Below are 18,442 nucleotides of genomic sequence, written 5' to 3'. Positions count from 1 at the left end.
CAATAGACCGTTCGCACTGCGAACAGTTCAGCAGATTCCCCCGCCAGCGCGGCGCCCTGACTGCAATCCGGGTGGCATGCAGACCGGATTCGCGTCGCCAATCCGCTATAATTCCACGTTTTGCAAGCGCAGAATTACTAGGAATATCAATGGAAGCAGAACGCCTCAACGCCATCTCCGGTGCCATCTCCGATCTCCGTTCGCGAACGGAAGATCTACGGGGGTATCTTTGACTACGATGTCAAAGAAAACCGCCTAGACGAAGTCAACGGACTCCTGGAAGACCCGGACGTCTGGAACAACCCCAAGCGTGCCCAGGACCTGGGCAAGGAAAAGAAGGCGCTCGAAGCCGTCGTGCAGACGCTGGGCAAGCTCACCGACGACCTCTCCGGCACGGACGAGCTGTTCGAGCTGGCGCGCGAGGAAGGTGACGACGAGACGCTGGAATCGATCGACGCCGACGTGCAGGGATTCGAGGCGATCGTCGCCGACATGGAATTCCGCCGCATGTTCTCGGGCGAGATGGACCAGGCCAACGCCTTCATCGACATCCAGGCCGGCGCCGGCGGTACCGAGGCGTGCGACTGGGCATCGATGCTGCTGCGCCAGTACCTGAAGTACTGCGAGCGCAAGGGCTTCAAGGCCGAGGTGCTGGAAGAGTCCGAGGGCGACGTGGCCGGCATCAAGAGCGCCACGATCAAGATCGAGGGCGAATACGCGTTTGGCTACCTGCGCACCGAAACCGGCGTGCACCGCCTGGTACGCAAGTCGCCGTTCGATTCGTCGGGCGGTCGCCATACGTCGTTCTCGTCGGTGTTCGTCTACCCCGAGGTGGACGATTCGTTCGAGGTGGAGGTCAACCCGGCCGACCTGCGCGTGGATACGTACCGCGCATCGGGCGCGGGCGGCCAGCACATCAACAAGACCGATTCGGCCGTGCGGATCACGCACATCCCGACCGGCATCGTCGTGCAGTGCCAGAACGACCGTTCGCAGCACCGCAACCGCGCCGAAGCCATGTCGATGCTGAAATCGCGCCTGTACGAGCACGAGATGCGCAAGCGCCAGGCCGAGGCCGACAAGCTCGAAGCCGGCAAGACCGATGTGGGCTGGGGCCACCAGATCCGCTCGTACGTGCTGGACCAGAGCCGCATCAAGGACCTGCGCACCAACGTGGAAATGTCCAACACGCAGAAGGTACTCGACGGCGATCTCGACCCGTTCATCGAGGCCAGCCTGAAACAGGGCCTGTAACATCAGCCGGACCTGCAGCCGCAGCCGCGCCGCCATGCCTGCCCCGTGCCGGCATGGCGGCGCGACAAATACCAAGAGTCTCCATCCCGGAGTCGCCGTTTCATCGAACAAGGTCCACGTCATGACCACCGGAACGCCCCGCTCCACCCATCTCTATATCGTCACCGGCGCCTCGCGCGGCCTGGGCGCGTCGCTTGTGCGCGCGCTGCTCAAGCCGGGCAACCGCATCATCGGCGTGGCGCGCAGCCGCAACACCGACCTGGAACGCGAAGCCTCGGCCAGCGGCGTGCCGGTGGCCTGGCACCTGCAGGACCTGTCGCAGCCCGGCCCGTCGGCCGGCTGGCTGGCCAGCGTGCTCGAAGCCGTGGACGATGCCCCGGCCAGCGTGACGCTGATCCTGAACGCAGGTGTGGTGGAACCCATCGGCCCGATCACCGAGTTGCACGACAACACGCTGGTACCGCATCTGCAGACCAACCTGGTCACGCCGATGACGATGACCGGCGCGTTCATCGACGCCACCGCGCGCCTGGACTGCCCGCGCAAGGTGCTGGCCATCTCGTCGGGTGCGGCACGCAACCCGGTGCCGGGCTGGAGCGCCTACTGCGCCGGCAAGGCAGGCCTGGACATGTTCATCCGCTCGGTCAACGCCGAGTATGCCGGCCTGGCCGACGATCGTTCGGTACGCGCCGTGGCGCTGGCACCGGGCGTGGTGGACACGGGCATGCAGGAGACCATCCGCGGCGCCGATTTTGCCCAGGTGCAGCGCTTCCGCGACCTGAAGGCGAATGACCAACTGGCGTCGCCGGACGACGTCGCGCAACGCATCGCCGCCTATCTGGAGCGCGCCGACTTCGGCAAGACCGAACTCGACGACATCCGCAACTATTGAACTGAACCATCGCGCAAGGCCCCGCGCCTTGCACGACCGAAGCTGACACCATGACCGAACCGACCCGCACGCCCGCCGCCGCACCTGCCGACGCGCCTGCCGTAGACGAGAACAAGATCATTGCCGAACGGCGCGAGAAGCTGCAGGCCCTGCGCGAGCAAGGCGTGCCCTTCCCGAACGATTTCCGCCCGACGCACCAGGCCGGCGCGCTGCATGCGCAGTATGGCGAGACCGACCAGGCAACGCTGGAAGCCAGCCCGGTGGAAGTGTCGATCGCCGGCCGCATGATGCTCAAGCGCGTGATGGGCAAGGCCAGCTTTGCCACCGTGCAGGACGGCAGCGGCCAGATCCAGTTCTACATCACGCGCGACAAGGTGGGCGAGGACGTCTACGCGGCGTTCAAGCACTGGGACCTGGGCGACATCATCAGCGCGCGCGGCGAGCTGTTCCGCACCAACAAGGGCGAGCTGTCGGTACAGGTGCGCGAACTGCGCCTGCTGTCGAAGAGCCTGCGCCCGCTGCCGGACAAGTTCCACGGCCTGGCCGACCAGGAAATGAAATACCGCCAGCGCTATGTGGACCTGATCGTCTCGCCGGAAACGCGCGACACGTTCCGCGCCCGCACCAAGGCGATGTCGTCGCTGCGTCGCCATATGTCCGACGCCGGCTTCATGGAAGTGGAAACGCCGATGCTGCACCCGATTCCGGGCGGCGCGGCGGCCAAGCCGTTCATCACGCACCACAACGCGCTGGACATGCAGATGTTCATGCGTATCGCCCCCGAGCTGTACCTGAAGCGCCTGATCGTCGGCGGCTTCGAGCGCGTGTTCGAGATCAACCGCAACTTCCGTAACGAAGGGGTGAGCCCGCGCCACAACCCCGAGTTCACGATGATGGAGTTCTACGCGGCCTACACGGACTACCGCTGGCTGATGGACTTCACCGAAAACCTGATCCGCCAGGCCGCCATTGACGCCAGCGGCAGCGCCGTACTGAACTACCAGGGCCGCGAACTGGATCTGTCGAAGCCGTTCCATCGCCTGACCATCTGCCAGGCGATCCAGAAGTACGCGCCGGAATATACCGATGCACAGCTGGCCGACGCCGACTTCCTGCGTGCCGAGCTGAAGAGCAAGTTCAAGATCAACACCAGCGCGCCGCAGTTCCTGAACGCCGGCCTGGGCACGCTGCAACTGGTGCTGTTCGAGGAAACGGCAGAGTCGCAGCTGTGGGAGCCGACCTATATCGTCGACTACCCCGTGGAAGTGTCGCCGCTGGCGCGCGCGTCGGACACGAAGCCGGGCATCACCGAGCGGTTCGAGCTCTTCATCACGGGCCGCGAGATCGCCAACGGCTTTTCGGAGCTTAACGATCCGGAAGACCAGGCCGACCGCTTCCGCAAGCAGGTGGAGCAGAAGGACGCCGGCGACGAGGAAGCCATGTACTTCGACGCCGACTATATTCGCGCGCTCGAATACGGCATGCCCCCGACCGGCGGCTGCGGCATCGGCATCGACCGCCTGGTCATGCTGCTGACTGACAGCCCGAACATCCGCGACGTGATCCTGTTCCCGCACCTTCGCCGCGAAGACTGATCGGCAGGCGCCTGCCTGTTGTCATGTCTTGTTCCCCACGCCTGCCTGGGCGTGGGGAGCCCCCGCCACCTCCCCGCCTTCGCGCTGTTACAGACACCCGCGCACCTTCCCCTCGCATCCGCTGTAACCCCCTGATTTTCAAGCCAATTCCCAGCTACACATCCTTACAAAATCAAACGGAAACCGGATCGTAATTCGGCCAGACTCTAGGTATCCATCCTTGCGGATGACTTGGAGAACAAGAAATGTCTGGTCCGGAAACCCTCCCCGCCCTGCCGTCGCAACGCCGCCTGAACCCGTTGGTGGGCGCAACCGCCATCGCACTCGTGGTGGCCAGCCTGACGGTGGTAGCAGCCGTGACGGGTGTGTTGCCGATTACCAAGGCCACCCAGGGGCCGACGACCGAGGCGTCATATAGCGGCGCATATGGCAACGGCAGCAGCAACACATCCGCACAGCCGGTCATGACCGAGCCACCGCCGCTGACGAGCCAGCCGGCACCGGGATCGACCACGCGCCCGCCCGCCTATGACACGCGCCAGGCACAGAACGCGACGGCACCGCCGCCGGCCCAGCCGACGCAGCAGGCCCAGGCGGAAGAGAAGCCCGCCGCCCGGCCGAGTCATACGGCTGGCCATGTGACTGGTGTGCAGGTGATGGAAGCGGAAAAGCCGACCAGTGGTCTGGGCGCCGTGGGGGGTGCCGTAGTCGGCGGCCTGCTGGGTAACCAGATCGGCTCCGGCAATGGCCGGATCCTGGGCACGGTGGCCGGCGCGGCAGCGGGCGGCTTCGGCGGCAACTACGCCGAAAAGAAGCTGAACACCAACAAGTCGTACCGCGTCAGCGTGAAGATGGACGACGGCTCGCGCCGCACTTTTACCTATCAGAACCCGCCGGGGGTCGATGTGGGCCAGCGCGTCCATCTGGAGCGTGGCGTTCTGGTGACGGGCTGACGTTATTCAAGATGCCGCTCGGGTCAGACGAGTTCGGCCCCGACCACCAATAAAAAAGCACGGCGTGACAGCCGTGCTTTTTTGCTTGGTTCGCCTGGGGTCAGCCGGGCTTACTCCGCTTCCTCGATCCACGCCTGCTGGATTGCCTCCAGGATCTTCTCGCCCGAGCGCTCCGGCAGGTCGCTGAAACCATCCAGTTCCAGCACCCACTGGCGCAATTGCGTGAATCGCACCGTAACGGGGTCGACGTCAGGAAACTTGTCATACAGCGCCGCGGCGATGTCGTAGGTATCTGTCCATTTCATGGGGAAACTCCTCGCGCGGGCCTTAGTGGCCTTCCTTGGCGTGGTTGATCGTGTACTTCGGAATTTCGACGGTCAGGTCCGTGTCCGCGACGAGGGCCTGGCACGACAGGCGCGAATTGGGTTCCAGCCCCCACGCCTTGTCCAGCAGGTCTTCCTCTTTTTCCTCGGCATCTTCCAGCGAGTTGAAACCTTCGCGCACCACCACGTGGCACGTGGTGCAGGCACACGACTTCTCGCAGGCGTGCTCAATGTTGATACCGTTGTTCAGCAGCGCGTCGCAGATGCTGGTGCCGGCGCCGGCCTCGAAGACAGCGCCCTCCGGACACAACTCGACGTGGGGCAAAACGATGATCTGTGGCATGTGATTCCTGTTCTCTCTTTCCTGGCAGGCAACTGCGACGGCTCAGCCGAGTTCCTGCACCTTCTTTCCGGCCAGCGCGCTCTTGATCGAGCGATCCATGCGGCGGGCGGCAAATTCGTCGGTGCCATGCGACAGCTGCTCGACAGCCGCCTTGATCGCGTGGTGGTCGTCACCGCGCGCGATCTCGCTCACCTTGACCATCAGCGCATCCACGGCCGCGCGTTCGTCAGCCGACAGCAGATCGCCGTCGACTTCCAGCGCACGTCCGGTGGCCTCCACCAGCCGCTCGGCCTCCACACGTTCCTCAGCCAGCGCACGGCTCTTCATGTCGTGCTCGGCCTCGCGGAAGCTCTCCTGCAGCATGCGCGCGATATCGTCGTCGGCCAGCCCGTACGACGGCTTGACCGACACCGACGCTTCCACGCCCGAATTGGTCTCGCGCGCCGACACCGACAGCAGCCCGTCCGCATCCACCTGATAGGTCACGCGGATGCGTGCCGCGCCCGCCACCATCGGCGGAATGCCACGCAGCTCGAAGCGCGCCAGCGACCGGCAATCGCTGGCCAGTTCGCGCTCGCCCTGCAGCACGTGAATGGCCATGGCCGTCTGGCCATCCTTGAAGGTGGTGAATTCCTGCGCGCGCGCCACCGGAATCGTGCTGTTGCGCGGGATGATCTTCTCGACCAGGCCGCCCATCGTTTCCACGCCCAGCGACAGCGGGATCACGTCGAGCAGCAGCCAGTCTTCGCCCGGCGCATGGTTGCCGGCCAGCAGGTTCGCCTGCATGGCGGCACCCAGTGCCACCACCTTGTCCGGGTCCAGGTTGGTCAGCGGCTGCTGGCCAAAATACTCGCCGACGGCCTTGCGGATCGCCGGCATGCGCGTCGCGCCGCCCACCAGCACCACGCCCTTGACGTCGTCGGGCGTGACACCGGCATCGCGCAGCGCCTTGCGCACCGGCGTCAGGGTCTTCTGCACCAGGTTGGCGGTGATGGCGATGAACGACTGGGCGTCCAGCGGCAGATGCACGATCTCGCCGGTCGTCAGCACCGCGTCGATCACGGTGCTGTCGCTTGCGGACAGGGCTTCCTTGGCGGCGCGCGCGCGCATCATCAGCAGGCGCGTATCCTCGGCCGACAGCGGCTGCAGGCTGGCCTGCTCCACGACCCAGCACAGCAGGCGCTGGTCGAAGTCGTCGCCGCCCAGGGCCGAATCGCCGCCGGTGGACATCACCTCGAACACGCCCTTTGTCAGCTTGAGCACCGAAATATCGAACGTGCCGCCACCGAGGTCGTACACTGCGTAGATGCCTTCGGCGGCATTGTCCAGGCCGTAGGCGATGGCCGCGGCGGTCGGCTCGTTGAGCAACCGCATCACGTCCAGGCCCGCCAGTTGCGCGGCGTCCTTGGTGGCCTGACGCTGCGCGTCGTCAAAATACGCGGGCACCGTGATCACGGCGCCCACCAGTTCGTCGCCGAGCGAATCCTCGGCACGCTGGCGCAGCGTGGCCAGGATCTCGGCCGAGACTTCCACCGGGCTCTTGATGCCGGCAGCGGTCTTCAACTGCACCATGCCCGGTGCATCGACAAAGTCGTACGGGCTGTGTTCGATGTTAGCCACGTCACGCAGGCCACGCCCCATGAACCGCTTCACGGAAACGATCGTGTTCTTGGGATCGCGCACCGCTTCGTCCTGGGCCTTGTAGCCGATATGCGGGTTGCCGTTCGGCAGGTAGCGCACGACCGACGGCAACAGCGCGCGGCCATCGTCGTCGGGCAGGACTTCGGGAATGCTGTTGCGCACGGCGGCCACCAGTGAGTTGGTGGTGCCAAGGTCGATGCCAACGGCGAGCCGGCGCTGGTGAGGCGCTGGCGACATGCCTGGTTCGGAAATCTGGAGCAGTGCCATGAGAATCTTCTAATCTTCGAGCCGATCGATCGCCTCGCTGGCGTCGTGTTCGATCTTCTCGATAAACATCAGCTGGCGCGCGGCGGCGCCGGCGGCTTCGTTGTCACCGGCATCGAGCAGCGCGCCGAGTGCGGCGTGGCGTTCGCGTTTTTCCTGGCGCAGGTCGCGCAGTACGGCGTCGAGCTGGTCGACGTCACGCGCCTGCGTCGCGTCCTGCAGCGCCTCGCGCCATTCCATCTGCTGCATCAGGAAGGCCGGCGCCATCGCCGTATTGCTTTCGGCCTGGATGTCCACGCCCCGCAGGTGCAGCAGATAGATGGCCCGCTTCAGCGGCTGGCGCAGCGTGCGGTACGCCTCGTTGGCGTGCGCGGCCCACTGCATGGCCACGCGCCGCTCGGCATCGCCGGCATTGGCAAAGCGGTCAGGGTGCGCTTGCGACTGGACGGTGCGATACGCCGCGTCCAGCGCGGCTTCGTCCACTTCGTATTGGGCGGGCAGCCCGAACAGCGAGAAAAAATCGTCTTTCAAAGCGCGTCTTTCCAAAACATCACAACAAAAAGGAGCGGTCATGCCGCCCCTTGTCGTGTTGCCGCCCTCGCATCGGTTGCCGATCCGGGCGCGGCACCGGCCATCAGACCCGGAACGACTCGCCGCAGCCGCACTCGTCCTTGACGTTCGGGTTATTGAACTTGAAGCCTTCGTTCAAGCCCTCGCGCGCGAAGTCCAGTTCGGTACCGTCGATGTACGGCAGGCTCTTCGGATCCACGATCACCTTGATGCCATGCGTCTCGAATACCTGGTCTTCCGGATGCAGTTCGTCCACGTACTCGAGCTTGTACGCCAGGCCCGAGCAGCCGGTGGTCTTCACGCCCACGCGCAGGCCCAGGCCCTTGCCGCGGCGTTCCAGGTAGCGGGAAACGTGTTTCGCCGCCTTTTCGGTCATCGTGATCATCTTTGCCTTGCTGTCGAACGCCACGCGCGATACCGCACCGCGCGCGGCCACACCATCCCGTCTGAAGCGGACGACGCCGCTCAGGCAGCCTTCTGCTCGGCGCCGCCGTGCTTCTTCTTGTAATCCTCGACGGCCGCCTTGATGGCGTCTTCCGCCAGGATCGAGCAGTGGATCTTCACCGGCGGCAGCGCCAGTTCTTCGGCGATCTGGGTGTTCTTGATCTCCAGTGCCTGATCCACGGTCTTGCCCTTGACCCATTCGGTCACCAGCGACGACGACGCGATGGCCGAGCCGCAGCCGTAGGTCTTGAACTTGGCGTCTTCGATCACGCCCGCCTCGTTCACCTTGATCTGCAGCTTCATCACGTCGCCGCAGGCCGGGGCGCCGACCATGCCGGTACCCACCGCGTCGTCGTTCTTGTCGAACGAACCGACGTTGCGCGGATTTTCATAGTGGTCGAGAACCTGGTTGCTGTAAGACATTTTGGTTACCTCTGACGAATCTTTATGGGGTTCTTGTTTTTACCGTGGGTCGCAATCAGTGCGCGGCCCACTGGATCGAATTCAGGTCGACGCCGTCCTTGAACATCTCCCACAGCGGCGACAGGTCGCGCAGCTTGCCGATCTTGTTCTTGAGCAGCTCGACGGTATAGTCGATCTCGGCTTCGGTCGTAAAACGGCCAACCGTGAAGCGGATCGAGCTATGGGCCAGTTCGTCGTTGCGGCCCAGGGCACGCAGCACGTACGAAGGCTCCAGCGACGCCGACGTGCACGCCGAACCCGACGACACGGCCACGTCCTTGATGGCCATGATCAGCGATTCGCCTTCGACGAAGTTGAAGCTGACGTTCAGGTTGTGCGGCACGCGGTGTTCCATCGAACCGTTCAGGTACACCTCTTCCATCGACGACAGGCCGTTCCACAGGCGGTCACGCAGCATGCGGATACGCTCGTTCTCGGTGGCCATTTCCTCGCGGGCCAGGCGGAATGCCTCGCCCATGCCGACGATCTGGTGCGTGGCCAGCGTGCCCGAACGCATGCCGCGCTCGTGGCCACCGCCGTGCATCTGCGCTTCGATACGCACGCGCGGCTTGCGGCGTACGTACAGCGCGCCGATGCCCTTCGGGCCGTAGGTCTTGTGGGCGGAGAACGACATCAGGTCGCACTTCAGCGTGGCCAGGTTGATCGCAACCTTGCCGGTGGCCTGCGCGGCATCGCAGTGGAAAATGATGCCCTTCTCGCGGCAGATCTCGCCGATCTGCTCGACGTCCTGGATCACGCCGATCTCGTTATTCACCAGCATCACCGACACCACGATCGTGTCCGGGCGGATCGCCTGCTTGAACACGTCCATGTCGATCAGGCCGTCGTCCTTGACGTCGAGGTACGTCACCTCGAAGCCCTGGCGTTCCAGTTCACGCGTGGTGTCCAGCACGGCCTTGTGCTCGGTCTTCACGGTGATGATGTGCTTGCCCTTGCCCGAGTAGAAATTGGCCGCGCCCTTGATGCCGAGGTTGTCCGACTCGGTGGCCCCCGACGTCCACACGATCTCGCGCGGATCGGCCCCCACCAGCGCCGCCACCTGCTCGCGCGCCTCTTCCACGGCGCGCTCGGCATCCCAGCCGTACGCATGGCTGCGCGACGCCGGATTGCCAAACTGCTCGCGCAGGTACGGAATCATCTTGTCCGCCACGCGCGGGTCCACCGGCGTGGTGGCCGAGTAATCCATGTAGATCGGGAAATGTGGGGTGGTGCTCATCTTATGACTGCCTTATAGGGATCGCTAATCGCGTACTGCCTACCGATAGTTTAATGCGGGTGCTGCAACCTTGCTTACGACTGCGCGAGGCTGAACACCGAGTTGACCACGCGAGCCCGCGCCGGCTTTTCCTGCTTCTCGGCCTTGCCGCGCGAAACGGTCACAGGCTGCTGCGCGGCGTCTTCGCGCATGTCGTGCAGGACCGCCGGCTGGCGGGCGCGTTGCTGGTCAACGAGATTCTTCAGCGATACGGAGTCCAGGTACTCGACCATCTTCTGGTTCAGCGTGGCCCACAGCTCGTGGGTCATGCAGCGTCCGGATCCGTCATCTCCGTTACAATTGCCCTTTCCACCGCACTGGGTGGCATCGAGCGGCTCGTCCACGGCAATGATGATGTCTGCCACGGTAACGTCCTCGGCCTTGCGCGCGAGGCTGTAACCACCGCCCGGACCGCGCACGCTTTCGACGATCTCGTGACGGCGCAGCTTGCCAAACAGCTGCTCCAGGTACGACAGCGAGATCTTCTGACGCTGACTGATGCCTGCCAGCGTGACAGGACCCTGATCCTGGCGCATGGCCAAGTCAATCATGGCGGTTACCGCAAAGCGGCCTTTGGTGGTCAGTCTCATGATGCTCGGGGAGAGGGAATACTTGAGAATTTCGGTCGAGTTTAAGATATCCCGACTAAATCAGTCAAGTACCCCATCCCGCAACGCACTATTCCACGTCCCATAACGATCCACCCGCCGCCGCTTCGGAAAACAGCCATGCAAAGCACGCCGGCTTGATTTCCGGCATGGACATGGGACGATTTGGATTGTCCGGCTCAGGCAAGTTCGCGCCGCAGCATGGCGACCACACCGTCGCAGGCGTCCTCGATGTAGTCCAGCACGCGCTCGAAGCCGTTGCCCTCGCCATAGTACGGATCAGGCACTTCCTCGACCTGATAACGCGAGGCAAAGCTCATCAGCAGGCGCAGCTTGTCGGGGCTGACTTCTGGGTGCAGCCGGCGCAGGCCGTCCATGTTGGCGAGGTCCATCGCCAGCACCAGATCGAATCGATCAAAGTCCGCCACTTCGACCTGACGGGCGCGTAGCGCGGACAGATCGTAGCCACGCTGCAGCGCGTGGCGCTGGCTGCGGGTGTCGGGGGCGCGGCCTACGTGATAGTCATGGGTTCCGGCGGAGTCCAGCTCCACGCGATCGGCCAGACCAGCGGCCTGAAGCTTGGCGCGCAGCACGCCCTCCGCCGTCGGGGAACGGCAGATGTTGCCCATGCAACACATTAGAATGGCATATTTTTCCATCGGCGCGATTTTACCCGCCCCCACGCCGTTGAAAACCAGCGTCAGGCGCTAGAGCCGCTCGGCGAGCGCTTTGCCGCGCGCGAACCCGGCCGTTTCGGCGTCCGCAGGCGACTTGTAGTGCTCTGTCGGAGGCGACGTTTCGACCAGCGTATCGGCCGCGCGGATGTTGGTGCCCTTGCGGCACACACGGACCGTGTAGTCCCATTCGATGGGCGATCGGGGTTTCACCAGCACCTGGATCTCGTGCGTTTCGTAAACCCTCTTTTTCCATTCACTGCTATAGGACATCAGTGTCTCCTGGCGTGCCGGTCTTCTTTGGGCGCAGATTCGGGGTTCAGCTTACCTCGCCGGCATCTATCGTCCGCATGGCTTCGGCCTCCGCCAGCGCTAGCGCTGCCTCTGGCGTATCGGCCGAGCCGGTTTCCGTTTCAAACGTCGGCCCGCCGGGCTCGCCAAACGCATCGGAAATGGTCAGCACCCCGGCGAAGCCGCCGCCCGCATGCGCAATGGCACGGGCAACGACCGTATAACCACCATATTCGAACTGTGTCACCATGGCACACTCCCTGGTTCGTGATCCGGCGTCCCGCGCTGGGCGGATTGCCTAATCACTATAGGATGCCGTGGCGCACCATGCCCATCGGGCGCCGATCAGGTCTTCCCTCAGCTTGACGGCGGCAGCAGATGGTCGCCTTCGGCGCCGGCCCCGAACACCTGGGCGCGCAGCTTGGCCAATTGGTCGCGCACCTGGGCGGCCTTCTCGAACTCCAGGTTCTTGGCGTGATCGAGCATCTGCTTTTCCAGGCGCTTGATTTCCTTGGCCACCTGCTTCTCGCTCATGTCCTCGTACCTAGCGCGCTCCGCAGCGGCCGTCAGTTCCGCCTTGACGTCGTCGGCGTTGTAGACGCCATCGATGATGTCCTTGATCCGCTTGACCACGCCGCGCGGCGTAATGCCGTGGGCTTCGTTGTGCGCCATCTGCTTGGCGCGGCGGCGCTCGGTTTCCTGGATCGCCACCTTCATCGAATCGGTCATGCGGTCGCCGTAGAGAATCGCCGTGCCATTGACGTTACGCGCGGCCCGCCCGATGGTCTGGATCAGCGACCGCTCCGCACGCAGGAAACCCTCCTTGTCGGCGTCGAGGATGGCCACCAGCGATACCTCCGGAATATCCAGGCCCTCGCGCAGCAGGTTGATCCCCACCAGCACGTCAAACGTGCCCAGCCGCAGGTCGCGAATGATTTCCACGCGCTCGACCGTATCGATGTCCGAATGCAGGTAGCGCACCTTGATGCCGTTTTCCGACAGGAACTCTGTCAGTTGCTCGGCCATGCGCTTGGTCAGCGTGGTCACCAGCACGCGCTCGCCGACCTGCAGCCGCAGGTGGATCTCGCTGAGCAGGTCGTCCACCTGCGTGGTGGCCGGCCGCACGTGGATGATCGGATCGACCAGGCCGGTCGGCCGCACCACCTGCTCCACCACCTGCCCCGCGTGCTCCTTCTCGTAGTTCGCCGGCGTGGCGGTCACGAAGACCGCCTGGCGCATCTTGCGCTCGTATTCCTCGAATTTCAGCGGCCGGTTGTCCAGAGCCGACGGCAGCCGGAAGCCAAATTCCACCAGCGTGGTCTTGCGCGCCCGGTCGCCGTTGTACATGCCGTTCAACTGGCCGATCAGCACGTGCGATTCGTCCAGGAACATCAGCGCGTCGGGCGGCAGGTAGTCCACCAGTGTCGGCGGCGGCTCGCCCGGCTTGGCACCCGACAGGTGCCGCGAATAGTTCTCGATGCCCTTGCAGAATCCCAGCTCGGACAGCATTTCCAGGTCGAACCGCGTGCGCTGCTCCAGCCGCTGCGCCTCGACCAGCCGGTTTTCCTTGTAGAAGAAGTCGAGCCGCTCGCGCAGCTCCACCTTGATGTCCTCGATGGCGCGCAGAACGGTTTCGCGCGGCGTCACATAGTGGCTGGACGGGTAGACCGTGAAGCGCGGAATCTTCTGGCGCACGCGGCCGGTGAGCGGGTCGAAGAACTGCAGCGAATCGACCTCGTCGTCAAACAGCTCCACGCGCACGGCCATCTCGGCATGCTCGGCCGGGAAGATATCGAGCGTGTCGCCGCGCACGCGGAACGTGCCCCGCTGGAAATCGGTCTCGTTGCGCGTGTACTGCATGGCGATCAGCCGTGCGATCACGTCGCGCTGGCTCAGCTTGTCGCCGGTGCGCAGCGTCAGGATCATCTTGTGGTATTCGCTTGGATTGCCGATACCGTAGATCGCCGACACCGTCGCCACGATGATCGTGTCGCGCCGCTCCAGCAGGCTCTTGGTGGCCGACAGCCGCATCTGCTCGATGTGCTCGTTGATCGACGAGTCCTTTTCGATGAACAGGTCGCGCTGCGGCACATAGGCCTCGGGCTGGTAGTAGTCGTAATAGCTGACGAAGTATTCCACCGCATTACGCGGGAAAAACTCGCGGAATTCCGAGTAAAGCTGGGCCGCCAGCGTCTTGTTTGGCGCAAATACGATGGCCGGCCGCCCCATCCGGGCGATCACATTGGCCATCGTGAAAGTCTTGCCCGAACCGGTCACGCCCAGCAGCGTCTGGAACGACAGGCCGTCATCCACCCCCTCCATCAATTGCCGGATGGCCTCGGGCTGGTCGCCCGCGGGCAGATACGGCTGGTACAACTGGAACGGAGACCCCGGGAACGTGACGAATTTGTCTTCGTCCAGGGGCGGGGCGACTTCGGCTAGATTCGTCATAAACGTAGGGAAAAACCTGAGGAATACTGGCGGGATACGCTAGAATCTGGGGGTTGCGCGGATCGGTTCAAGCCCGGTTTGACCTGGTAGTTTGCCGCAGGGATGCTGTCAGGTTCTGTCAGTAGTGACAGGAAAGAATGCCAGGATCCCGACGCCGGTGCCGCCGCAGCCACAGCGCAGTTCCAAGCATTCTACGCCCTCCGTTTTGTTACACAGCTGACCACGAGATCCCAAATGAGTTTGTTTTCTGCCGTCGAGATGGCCCCGCGCGACCCGATCCTGGGCCTGAATGAAGCATTCAATGCCGATACCCGCGCCACCAAGGTGAATCTGGGCGTTGGCGTGTACTTCACCGACGAAGGGAAAATTCCGCTACTGCGCGCTGTCCAGGAAGCCGAGAAGGCCCGCCTGGCCACCGCCACGCCGCGCGGCTACCTTCCCATCGAAGGCATCGCCGCCTACGACCAGGCCGTGCAGACGCTGCTGTTCGGCAAGGATTCGGCCCTGATCGCCGAAGGCCGCGTCGTGACGGCTCAGGCACTTGGCGGCACGGGCGCCCTGAAGATCGGCGCCGACTTCCTGAAGCGCCTGTACCCGAACGCATCGGTCGCCATCAGCGACCCGAGCTGGGAAAACCACCGCGCGCTGTTCGAGGCCGCCGGTTTCCCGGTGATCAACTACACCTACTACGATGCCCCGTCGCATGGCCTGAACTTCGCCGGCATGGTGGAATCGCTGAAGTCGTATCCGGCCAATACGATCGTCGTGCTGCACGCCTGCTGCCACAACCCGACCGGCGTGGACCTGAATGACGCCCAGTGGAAGCAGGTGGTGGAACTGGTCAAGGAACGCAACCTGATCCCGTTCCTGGACATGGCCTACCAGGGCTTTGCCGAAGGCATCGAGCCGGACGGCGCCGCCGTCCGCCTGTTCGCCGAATCGGGCTTGCCGTTCTTCGTGTCGAGCTCGTTCTCGAAGAGCTTCTCGCTGTACGGCGAGCGCGTGGGCGCCCTGTCGATCGTCACCACGGGCAAGGAAGAAGGCCTGCGCGTGATGTCGCAGATCAAGCGTGTGATCCGCACGAACTACTCCAACCCGCCGACCCATGGCGGCACCGTCGTGGCCACCGTGCTGAACAGCCCGGAACTGCGCGCCATGTGGGAACAGGAACTGGGCGAAATGCGCGACCGCATCAAGCTGATGCGTAACGCGCTGGTCGACAAGCTGGCCGCCAAGGGCGTGCCGGGCGACTTCTCGTTCGTGAAGTCCCAGCGCGGCATGTTCTCGTACTCGGGCCTGACGTCGGCCCAGGTGGACCTCCTGCGCACCGAGCACGGCATCTACGCCGTCGGCACCGGCCGGATCTGCGTGGCAGCGTTGAACAGCCGCAACATCGACGCCGTGGTCAACGCCATCGCCGCCGTGTACTAAAAAGCAACACCTGACCCTGCGTCAGCAAGAAAAGGCGACCTGGAGGCCACTCCGGTCGCCTTTTTTGCCATTGTCGGCCGGTGTCATCCAGATTTAGCGCCAATGTCCTATTGTCTTCCCCGCTTGCCGGCGTAATTTGGAAGGGTATGCTGCAAAGCACGATAGTTCGATTGCGGGCATAATCAGTTGCGCGACAAGCACTCGCGACAAGAAAGGCTAGACAGGTACCGGCATGCTTTACCAACTGCATGAATTCCAGCGCTCGATGCTGAACCCGCTGACCGCGTGGGCCCAGGCGACCGCCAAGACATTTACGAACCCCCTCAGCCCGCTCTCGCTGATTCCGGGCGCGCCCCGGATGGCGGCCGGATATGAGCTGCTGTACCGGCTCGGCAAGGAATACGAGAAGCCGGAGTTCGGCATCAAGAGCGTGCGCTCGAATGGCCGCGAGATCCCCATCGTCGAACAGACCGTGCTGGAAAAGCCGTTCTGCAAGCTGGTGCGGTTCAAGCGCTACGCCGACGACCCCGAGACCATCAAGCTGCTCAAGGACGAGCCGGTAGTACTGGTCTGCGCGCCGCTGTCGGGCCACCATGCCACGCTGCTGCGCGATACCGTGCGCACGCTGCTGCAGGACCACAAGGTCTACGTGACCGACTGGATCGACGCTCGCATGGTGCCGGCCGAGGACGGCGCGTTCCACCTGGCCGACTACATCTACTACATCCAGGAATTCATCCGCCATATCGGCGCCGACAAGCTGCACGTGGTCTCGGTCTGCCAGCCCACTGTCCCGGTGCTGGCCGCGATCTCGCTGATGGCGTCGGCCGGCGAAAAGACGCCGCGCACGATGACGATGATGGGTGGCCCGATCGACGCCCGCAAGAGCCCGACGTCGGTCAATTCCCTGGCGACGAACAAGTCGTACGAGTGGTTCGAGAACAACGTCATCTACACCGTGCCGGCGAACTATCCGGGCCATGGCCGCAAGGTCTATCCGGGCTTCCTGCAGCACGCCGGCTTCGTGGCGATGAATCCGGACCGCCACCTGTCGTCGCACTATGACTATTACCTGAGCCTGATCGAGGGCGACGCCGACGACGCCGAAGCCCACGTGCGCTTCTACGACGAATACAACGCCGTGCTGGACATGGCGGCCGACTACTACCTCGATACGATCCGCGAAGTGTTCCAGGAATTCCGCCTGGCCAACGGCACGTGGGAGATCGATGGCGACCCGGTGCGTCCGCAGGACATCAAGGGCACCGCGCTGCTGACGATCGAAGGCGAGCTCGACGACATCTCGGGCGCGGGCCAGACGGCCGCCGCGCACGACCTGTGCGCCGGCATTCCGAAAGCGCGCAAGCAACACATCACCGCGCCGAAGTGCGGCCACTACGGGATCTTCTCGGGCCGTCGCTGGCGCGAGAACATCTACCCGGAACTGCGCGACTTCATCCGCAAGTATTGAACGTAGCGTGGCCCCGACCAGGGCCAGAACGGCAAAACGCCCGCGATATCTGAACTGACCCCGTAAAGTTGGACGGGTAAGTTAGGCCGCGAAGGGCTGAGTCCTGTATTGCACGGGGCTCAGCCCTTTTAGTTTGAGCTTGATGCGGTCGTGATTGTAGTACCGGATGTATTCGGCTATGCCTTTGCGCAGTTGGTCGATATCGGCGAAACGCTCAAGCCGGAAGCATTCTGACTTGAGCGTGCCGAAGAAGCTTTCCATGGCCGCGTTGTCCAGGCAGTTTCCCTTGCGAGACATGCTCTGTTGCAAGCCTCGTGCGGCCAGCTTTCGGCGATACGCCGCCATTTGATAGGCCCAGCCCTGATCCGAATGGAGCAAAGGGGCTTCGCCGGGTCGCAGCTTCCGCAATGCCTTGTCGAGCATCTCCCGGATCAATGCGAAGTCGGGCCGCTCACTGGTTTGCCAAGCGATGATCTCCCCGTTGTATAGGTCCAGGACGGGCGAGAGATACAGCTTCTTGCCGCCTACGTTGAACTCGGTCACGTCCGTCACCCATTTCTCATTCGGTTTGCTCGCCTCGAACTCGCGCTGAAGCAGATTAGGGGCGACTCGCCCCACCTGACCTCGGTACGAGCGGTACTTCTTGGGCCGCACGAGCGACTTCAACCACAACACCGACATCAGCCGTTGCACGGTTTTGTGATTGATCAACGTCCCCGTCTGACGCAGCGTTGCCGTAATCCGGCGGTAGCCATATCGGCCCTTGTGCTCGGCATACACACGTTGGATGCGCTCCTTGAGTTCCCCGTGACGATCTCCGGCCTTGCTTGCCGTGAGTTGGTAGTAGAACGTGCTGCGCGCCAGAGCGGCGATCTTGAGCAGGATTGGCAGCGGGTGATGCTCGCGCAAGGCGTTCACGACTTGCGCTTTTTCTTTGGCGCCGCTTGCTCCTTGGCCCGGAGCAGGGCATCCAACTTTTTTAGGTACGCCACCTCCGCGCGCAGATACTCATTCTCCTTGAGCAAATCCTCGCGCGAGCGCTCGTTTTGAGCCGGCTCCGGAGTGAGTTGGGGATCCTGCTTGGGCTGGGACATGTTGGGTGGCCGGCCTTTGCGGCGCGGCTTGAGGGCATCGATACCGCCCTCATGATACTGGCGTTCCCACCGGCTGACTCCGCCGGTATCGCGCAAGTCGAAGACAGCACTGGTCTGCGCATAAGACAACTCGTGGCGCCACATATGATGCAGCACCGCTAGCTTGAACTCGGCACCAAAGGCTTCATGCTTCTTGCGCAGCCCGGCTTCTCCATGATGCTCCCAGGCACTGATCCAGCGACGAACTATAGACCTGTCTATCCCATGCTTCTCGCTCAAAGCCGTGGTCGATATCGTCCCCGACAAATGTTCCCTAACCACCTGACGCTTGAGCGCCTCGTCGTACTTCGTCATGAAAAACACCCCAAAGGTTGGATCTATGTCCAACTTTTGGGGTGCAGTTCA

General features: G+C 63.5%; 19 protein-coding genes. 6 read left to right on the top strand and 13 right to left on the bottom strand.

Annotated features, from left to right (window positions below):
* Positions 1-149 precede the first annotated feature (149 nt).
* The 4 genes from prfB (at position 150) to CYJ10_RS34685 (ending at position 4,694) form a co-directional block, all read left to right on the top strand.
* A protein-coding gene (prfB, locus tag CYJ10_RS13065; protein ID WP_146002036.1) for a peptide chain release factor 2 occupies positions 150-1,254 on the top strand; the annotation gives its coding sequence in 2 pieces (ribosomal slippage) (positions 150-230 and positions 232-1,254; 1,104 coding nt in all).
* Between the two features lie 121 nt (positions 1,255-1,375).
* Entirely contained in the window at positions 1,376-2,146 is a 771-nt protein-coding gene (locus CYJ10_RS13060) for an SDR family oxidoreductase (RefSeq protein ID WP_101681926.1), read from the top strand.
* 50 nt (positions 2,147-2,196) lie between these two features.
* A complete protein-coding gene (gene lysS, locus CYJ10_RS13055) occupies positions 2,197-3,741 on the top strand; it encodes a lysine--tRNA ligase (RefSeq protein ID WP_101681925.1) in 1,545 nt (514 codons plus the stop codon).
* Positions 3,742-3,986: 245 nt separating this feature from the next.
* Entirely contained in the window at positions 3,987-4,694 is a 708-nt protein-coding gene (locus CYJ10_RS34685) for a glycine zipper 2TM domain-containing protein (RefSeq protein ID WP_257993295.1), read from the top strand.
* A gap of 110 nt (positions 4,695-4,804) precedes the next feature.
* Here the strand turns inward: CYJ10_RS34685 and iscX are convergent, their stop codons facing one another.
* The 12 genes from iscX to uvrB all read right to left on the bottom strand — a co-directional run bounded on the left by iscX (position 4,805) and on the right by uvrB (position 14,041).
* Complete coding sequence (gene iscX / locus CYJ10_RS13045; protein WP_066738820.1) at positions 4,805-4,999, bottom strand: Fe-S cluster assembly protein IscX; 195 nt, start codon at positions 4,997-4,999, stop codon at positions 4,805-4,807.
* Between the two features lie 22 nt (positions 5,000-5,021).
* Positions 5,022-5,360, bottom strand: a complete 339-nt coding sequence (gene fdx / locus CYJ10_RS13040) for an ISC system 2Fe-2S type ferredoxin (protein ID WP_101681924.1) — start codon at positions 5,358-5,360, stop codon at positions 5,022-5,024.
* A 42-nt stretch (positions 5,361-5,402) separates the two neighbouring features.
* Positions 5,403-7,268, bottom strand: coding sequence for a Fe-S protein assembly chaperone HscA (gene hscA, locus CYJ10_RS13035; protein WP_101681923.1), 1,866 nt, complete (start codon positions 7,266-7,268; stop codon positions 5,403-5,405).
* 9 nt (positions 7,269-7,277) lie between these two features.
* The gene (gene hscB, locus CYJ10_RS13030; RefSeq protein ID WP_101681922.1) at positions 7,278-7,796 is read right to left on the bottom strand and encodes a Fe-S protein assembly co-chaperone HscB; all 519 of its coding nucleotides are present in this window, start codon (positions 7,794-7,796) and stop codon (positions 7,278-7,280) included.
* A gap of 103 nt (positions 7,797-7,899) precedes the next feature.
* Positions 7,900-8,220, bottom strand: a complete 321-nt coding sequence (gene iscA / locus CYJ10_RS13025; protein WP_101682131.1) for an iron-sulfur cluster assembly protein IscA — start codon at positions 8,218-8,220, stop codon at positions 7,900-7,902.
* Positions 8,221-8,300: 80 nt separating this feature from the next.
* The gene (gene iscU / locus CYJ10_RS13020) at positions 8,301-8,702 is read right to left on the bottom strand and encodes a Fe-S cluster assembly scaffold IscU (protein WP_066738828.1); all 402 of its coding nucleotides are present in this window, start codon (positions 8,700-8,702) and stop codon (positions 8,301-8,303) included.
* Between the two features lie 55 nt (positions 8,703-8,757).
* On the bottom strand, positions 8,758-9,978 hold the full coding sequence (locus CYJ10_RS13015; RefSeq protein WP_101681921.1) for an IscS subfamily cysteine desulfurase: 1,221 nt from the start codon (positions 9,976-9,978) through the stop codon (positions 8,758-8,760).
* 74 nt (positions 9,979-10,052) lie between these two features.
* Positions 10,053-10,607, bottom strand: a complete 555-nt coding sequence (gene iscR / locus CYJ10_RS13010) for a Fe-S cluster assembly transcriptional regulator IscR (RefSeq protein ID WP_066738832.1) — start codon at positions 10,605-10,607, stop codon at positions 10,053-10,055.
* Between the two features lie 197 nt (positions 10,608-10,804).
* Positions 10,805-11,284: a low molecular weight protein-tyrosine-phosphatase gene (locus tag CYJ10_RS13005; protein ID WP_101681920.1), complete on the bottom strand. Its 480-nt coding sequence runs from the start codon at positions 11,282-11,284 to the stop codon at positions 10,805-10,807.
* 48 nt (positions 11,285-11,332) lie between these two features.
* Positions 11,333-11,572: a hypothetical protein gene (locus CYJ10_RS13000; RefSeq protein WP_101681919.1), complete on the bottom strand. Its 240-nt coding sequence runs from the start codon at positions 11,570-11,572 to the stop codon at positions 11,333-11,335.
* Positions 11,573-11,618: 46 nt separating this feature from the next.
* On the bottom strand, positions 11,619-11,840 hold the full coding sequence (locus CYJ10_RS12995; RefSeq protein WP_066738836.1) for a hypothetical protein: 222 nt from the start codon (positions 11,838-11,840) through the stop codon (positions 11,619-11,621).
* 107 nt (positions 11,841-11,947) lie between these two features.
* Entirely contained in the window at positions 11,948-14,041 is a 2,094-nt protein-coding gene (uvrB, locus tag CYJ10_RS12990; protein ID WP_101681918.1) for an excinuclease ABC subunit UvrB, read from the bottom strand.
* A 234-nt stretch (positions 14,042-14,275) separates the two neighbouring features.
* On the opposite strand from uvrB, the gene CYJ10_RS12985 reads away from it, so the two are divergent.
* A complete protein-coding gene (locus CYJ10_RS12985) occupies positions 14,276-15,472 on the top strand; it encodes an amino acid aminotransferase (RefSeq protein ID WP_101681917.1) in 1,197 nt (398 codons plus the stop codon).
* 232 nt (positions 15,473-15,704) lie between these two features.
* Positions 15,705-16,943 carry a polyhydroxyalkanoate depolymerase gene (locus CYJ10_RS12980; protein ID WP_101681916.1) on the top strand — a complete coding sequence of 413 codons (1,239 nt, stop codon included), beginning with the start codon at positions 15,705-15,707 and terminating at the stop codon, positions 16,941-16,943.
* An 81-nt stretch (positions 16,944-17,024) separates the two neighbouring features.
* Here the strand turns inward: CYJ10_RS12980 and CYJ10_RS12975 are convergent.
* A protein-coding gene (locus tag CYJ10_RS12975) for an IS3 family transposase (protein ID WP_101679808.1) occupies positions 17,025-18,391 on the bottom strand; the annotation gives its coding sequence in 2 pieces (ribosomal slippage) (positions 17,025-17,914 and positions 17,914-18,391; 1,368 coding nt in all).
* Positions 18,392-18,442: the final 51 nt, after the last annotated feature.

Source organism: Cupriavidus pauculus, from assembly GCF_002858765.1.
GTDB lineage: Bacteria > Pseudomonadota > Gammaproteobacteria > Burkholderiales > Burkholderiaceae > Cupriavidus > Cupriavidus pauculus_B.
The sequence above is the reverse complement of the archived record's forward strand: the minus strand, read 5'-3'. Positions and strand labels throughout refer to the sequence as shown.

Coding starts and splice junctions, on each gene's coding strand:
- CYJ10_RS13060 (WP_101681926.1), top strand. CDS start 1,376: ATGACCACCGGAACGCCCCGCTCCACCCATCTCTATATCGTCACCGGC.
- lysS (WP_101681925.1), top strand. CDS start 2,197: ATGACCGAACCGACCCGCACGCCCGCCGCCGCACCTGCCGACGCGCCT.
- CYJ10_RS34685 (WP_257993295.1), top strand. CDS start 3,987: ATGTCTGGTCCGGAAACCCTCCCCGCCCTGCCGTCGCAACGCCGCCTG.
- iscX (WP_066738820.1), bottom strand. CDS start 4,999: ATGAAATGGACAGATACCTACGACATCGCCGCGGCGCTGTATGACAAG.
- fdx (WP_101681924.1), bottom strand. CDS start 5,360: ATGCCACAGATCATCGTTTTGCCCCACGTCGAGTTGTGTCCGGAGGGC.
- hscA (WP_101681923.1), bottom strand. CDS start 7,268: ATGGCACTGCTCCAGATTTCCGAACCAGGCATGTCGCCAGCGCCTCAC.
- iscA (WP_101682131.1), bottom strand. CDS start 8,220: ATGATCACGATGACCGAAAAGGCGGCGAAACACGTTTCCCGCTACCTG.
- iscU (WP_066738828.1), bottom strand. CDS start 8,702: ATGTCTTACAGCAACCAGGTTCTCGACCACTATGAAAATCCGCGCAAC.
- CYJ10_RS13015 (WP_101681921.1), bottom strand. CDS start 9,978: ATGAGCACCACCCCACATTTCCCGATCTACATGGATTACTCGGCCACC.
- iscR (WP_066738832.1), bottom strand. CDS start 10,607: ATGAGACTGACCACCAAAGGCCGCTTTGCGGTAACCGCCATGATTGAC.
- CYJ10_RS13005 (WP_101681920.1), bottom strand. CDS start 11,284: ATGGAAAAATATGCCATTCTAATGTGTTGCATGGGCAACATCTGCCGT.
- CYJ10_RS13000 (WP_101681919.1), bottom strand. CDS start 11,572: ATGTCCTATAGCAGTGAATGGAAAAAGAGGGTTTACGAAACGCACGAG.
- CYJ10_RS12995 (WP_066738836.1), bottom strand. CDS start 11,840: ATGGTGACACAGTTCGAATATGGTGGTTATACGGTCGTTGCCCGTGCC.
- uvrB (WP_101681918.1), bottom strand. CDS start 14,041: ATGACGAATCTAGCCGAAGTCGCCCCGCCCCTGGACGAAGACAAATTC.
- CYJ10_RS12985 (WP_101681917.1), top strand. CDS start 14,276: ATGAGTTTGTTTTCTGCCGTCGAGATGGCCCCGCGCGACCCGATCCTG.
- CYJ10_RS12980 (WP_101681916.1), top strand. CDS start 15,705: ATGCTTTACCAACTGCATGAATTCCAGCGCTCGATGCTGAACCCGCTG.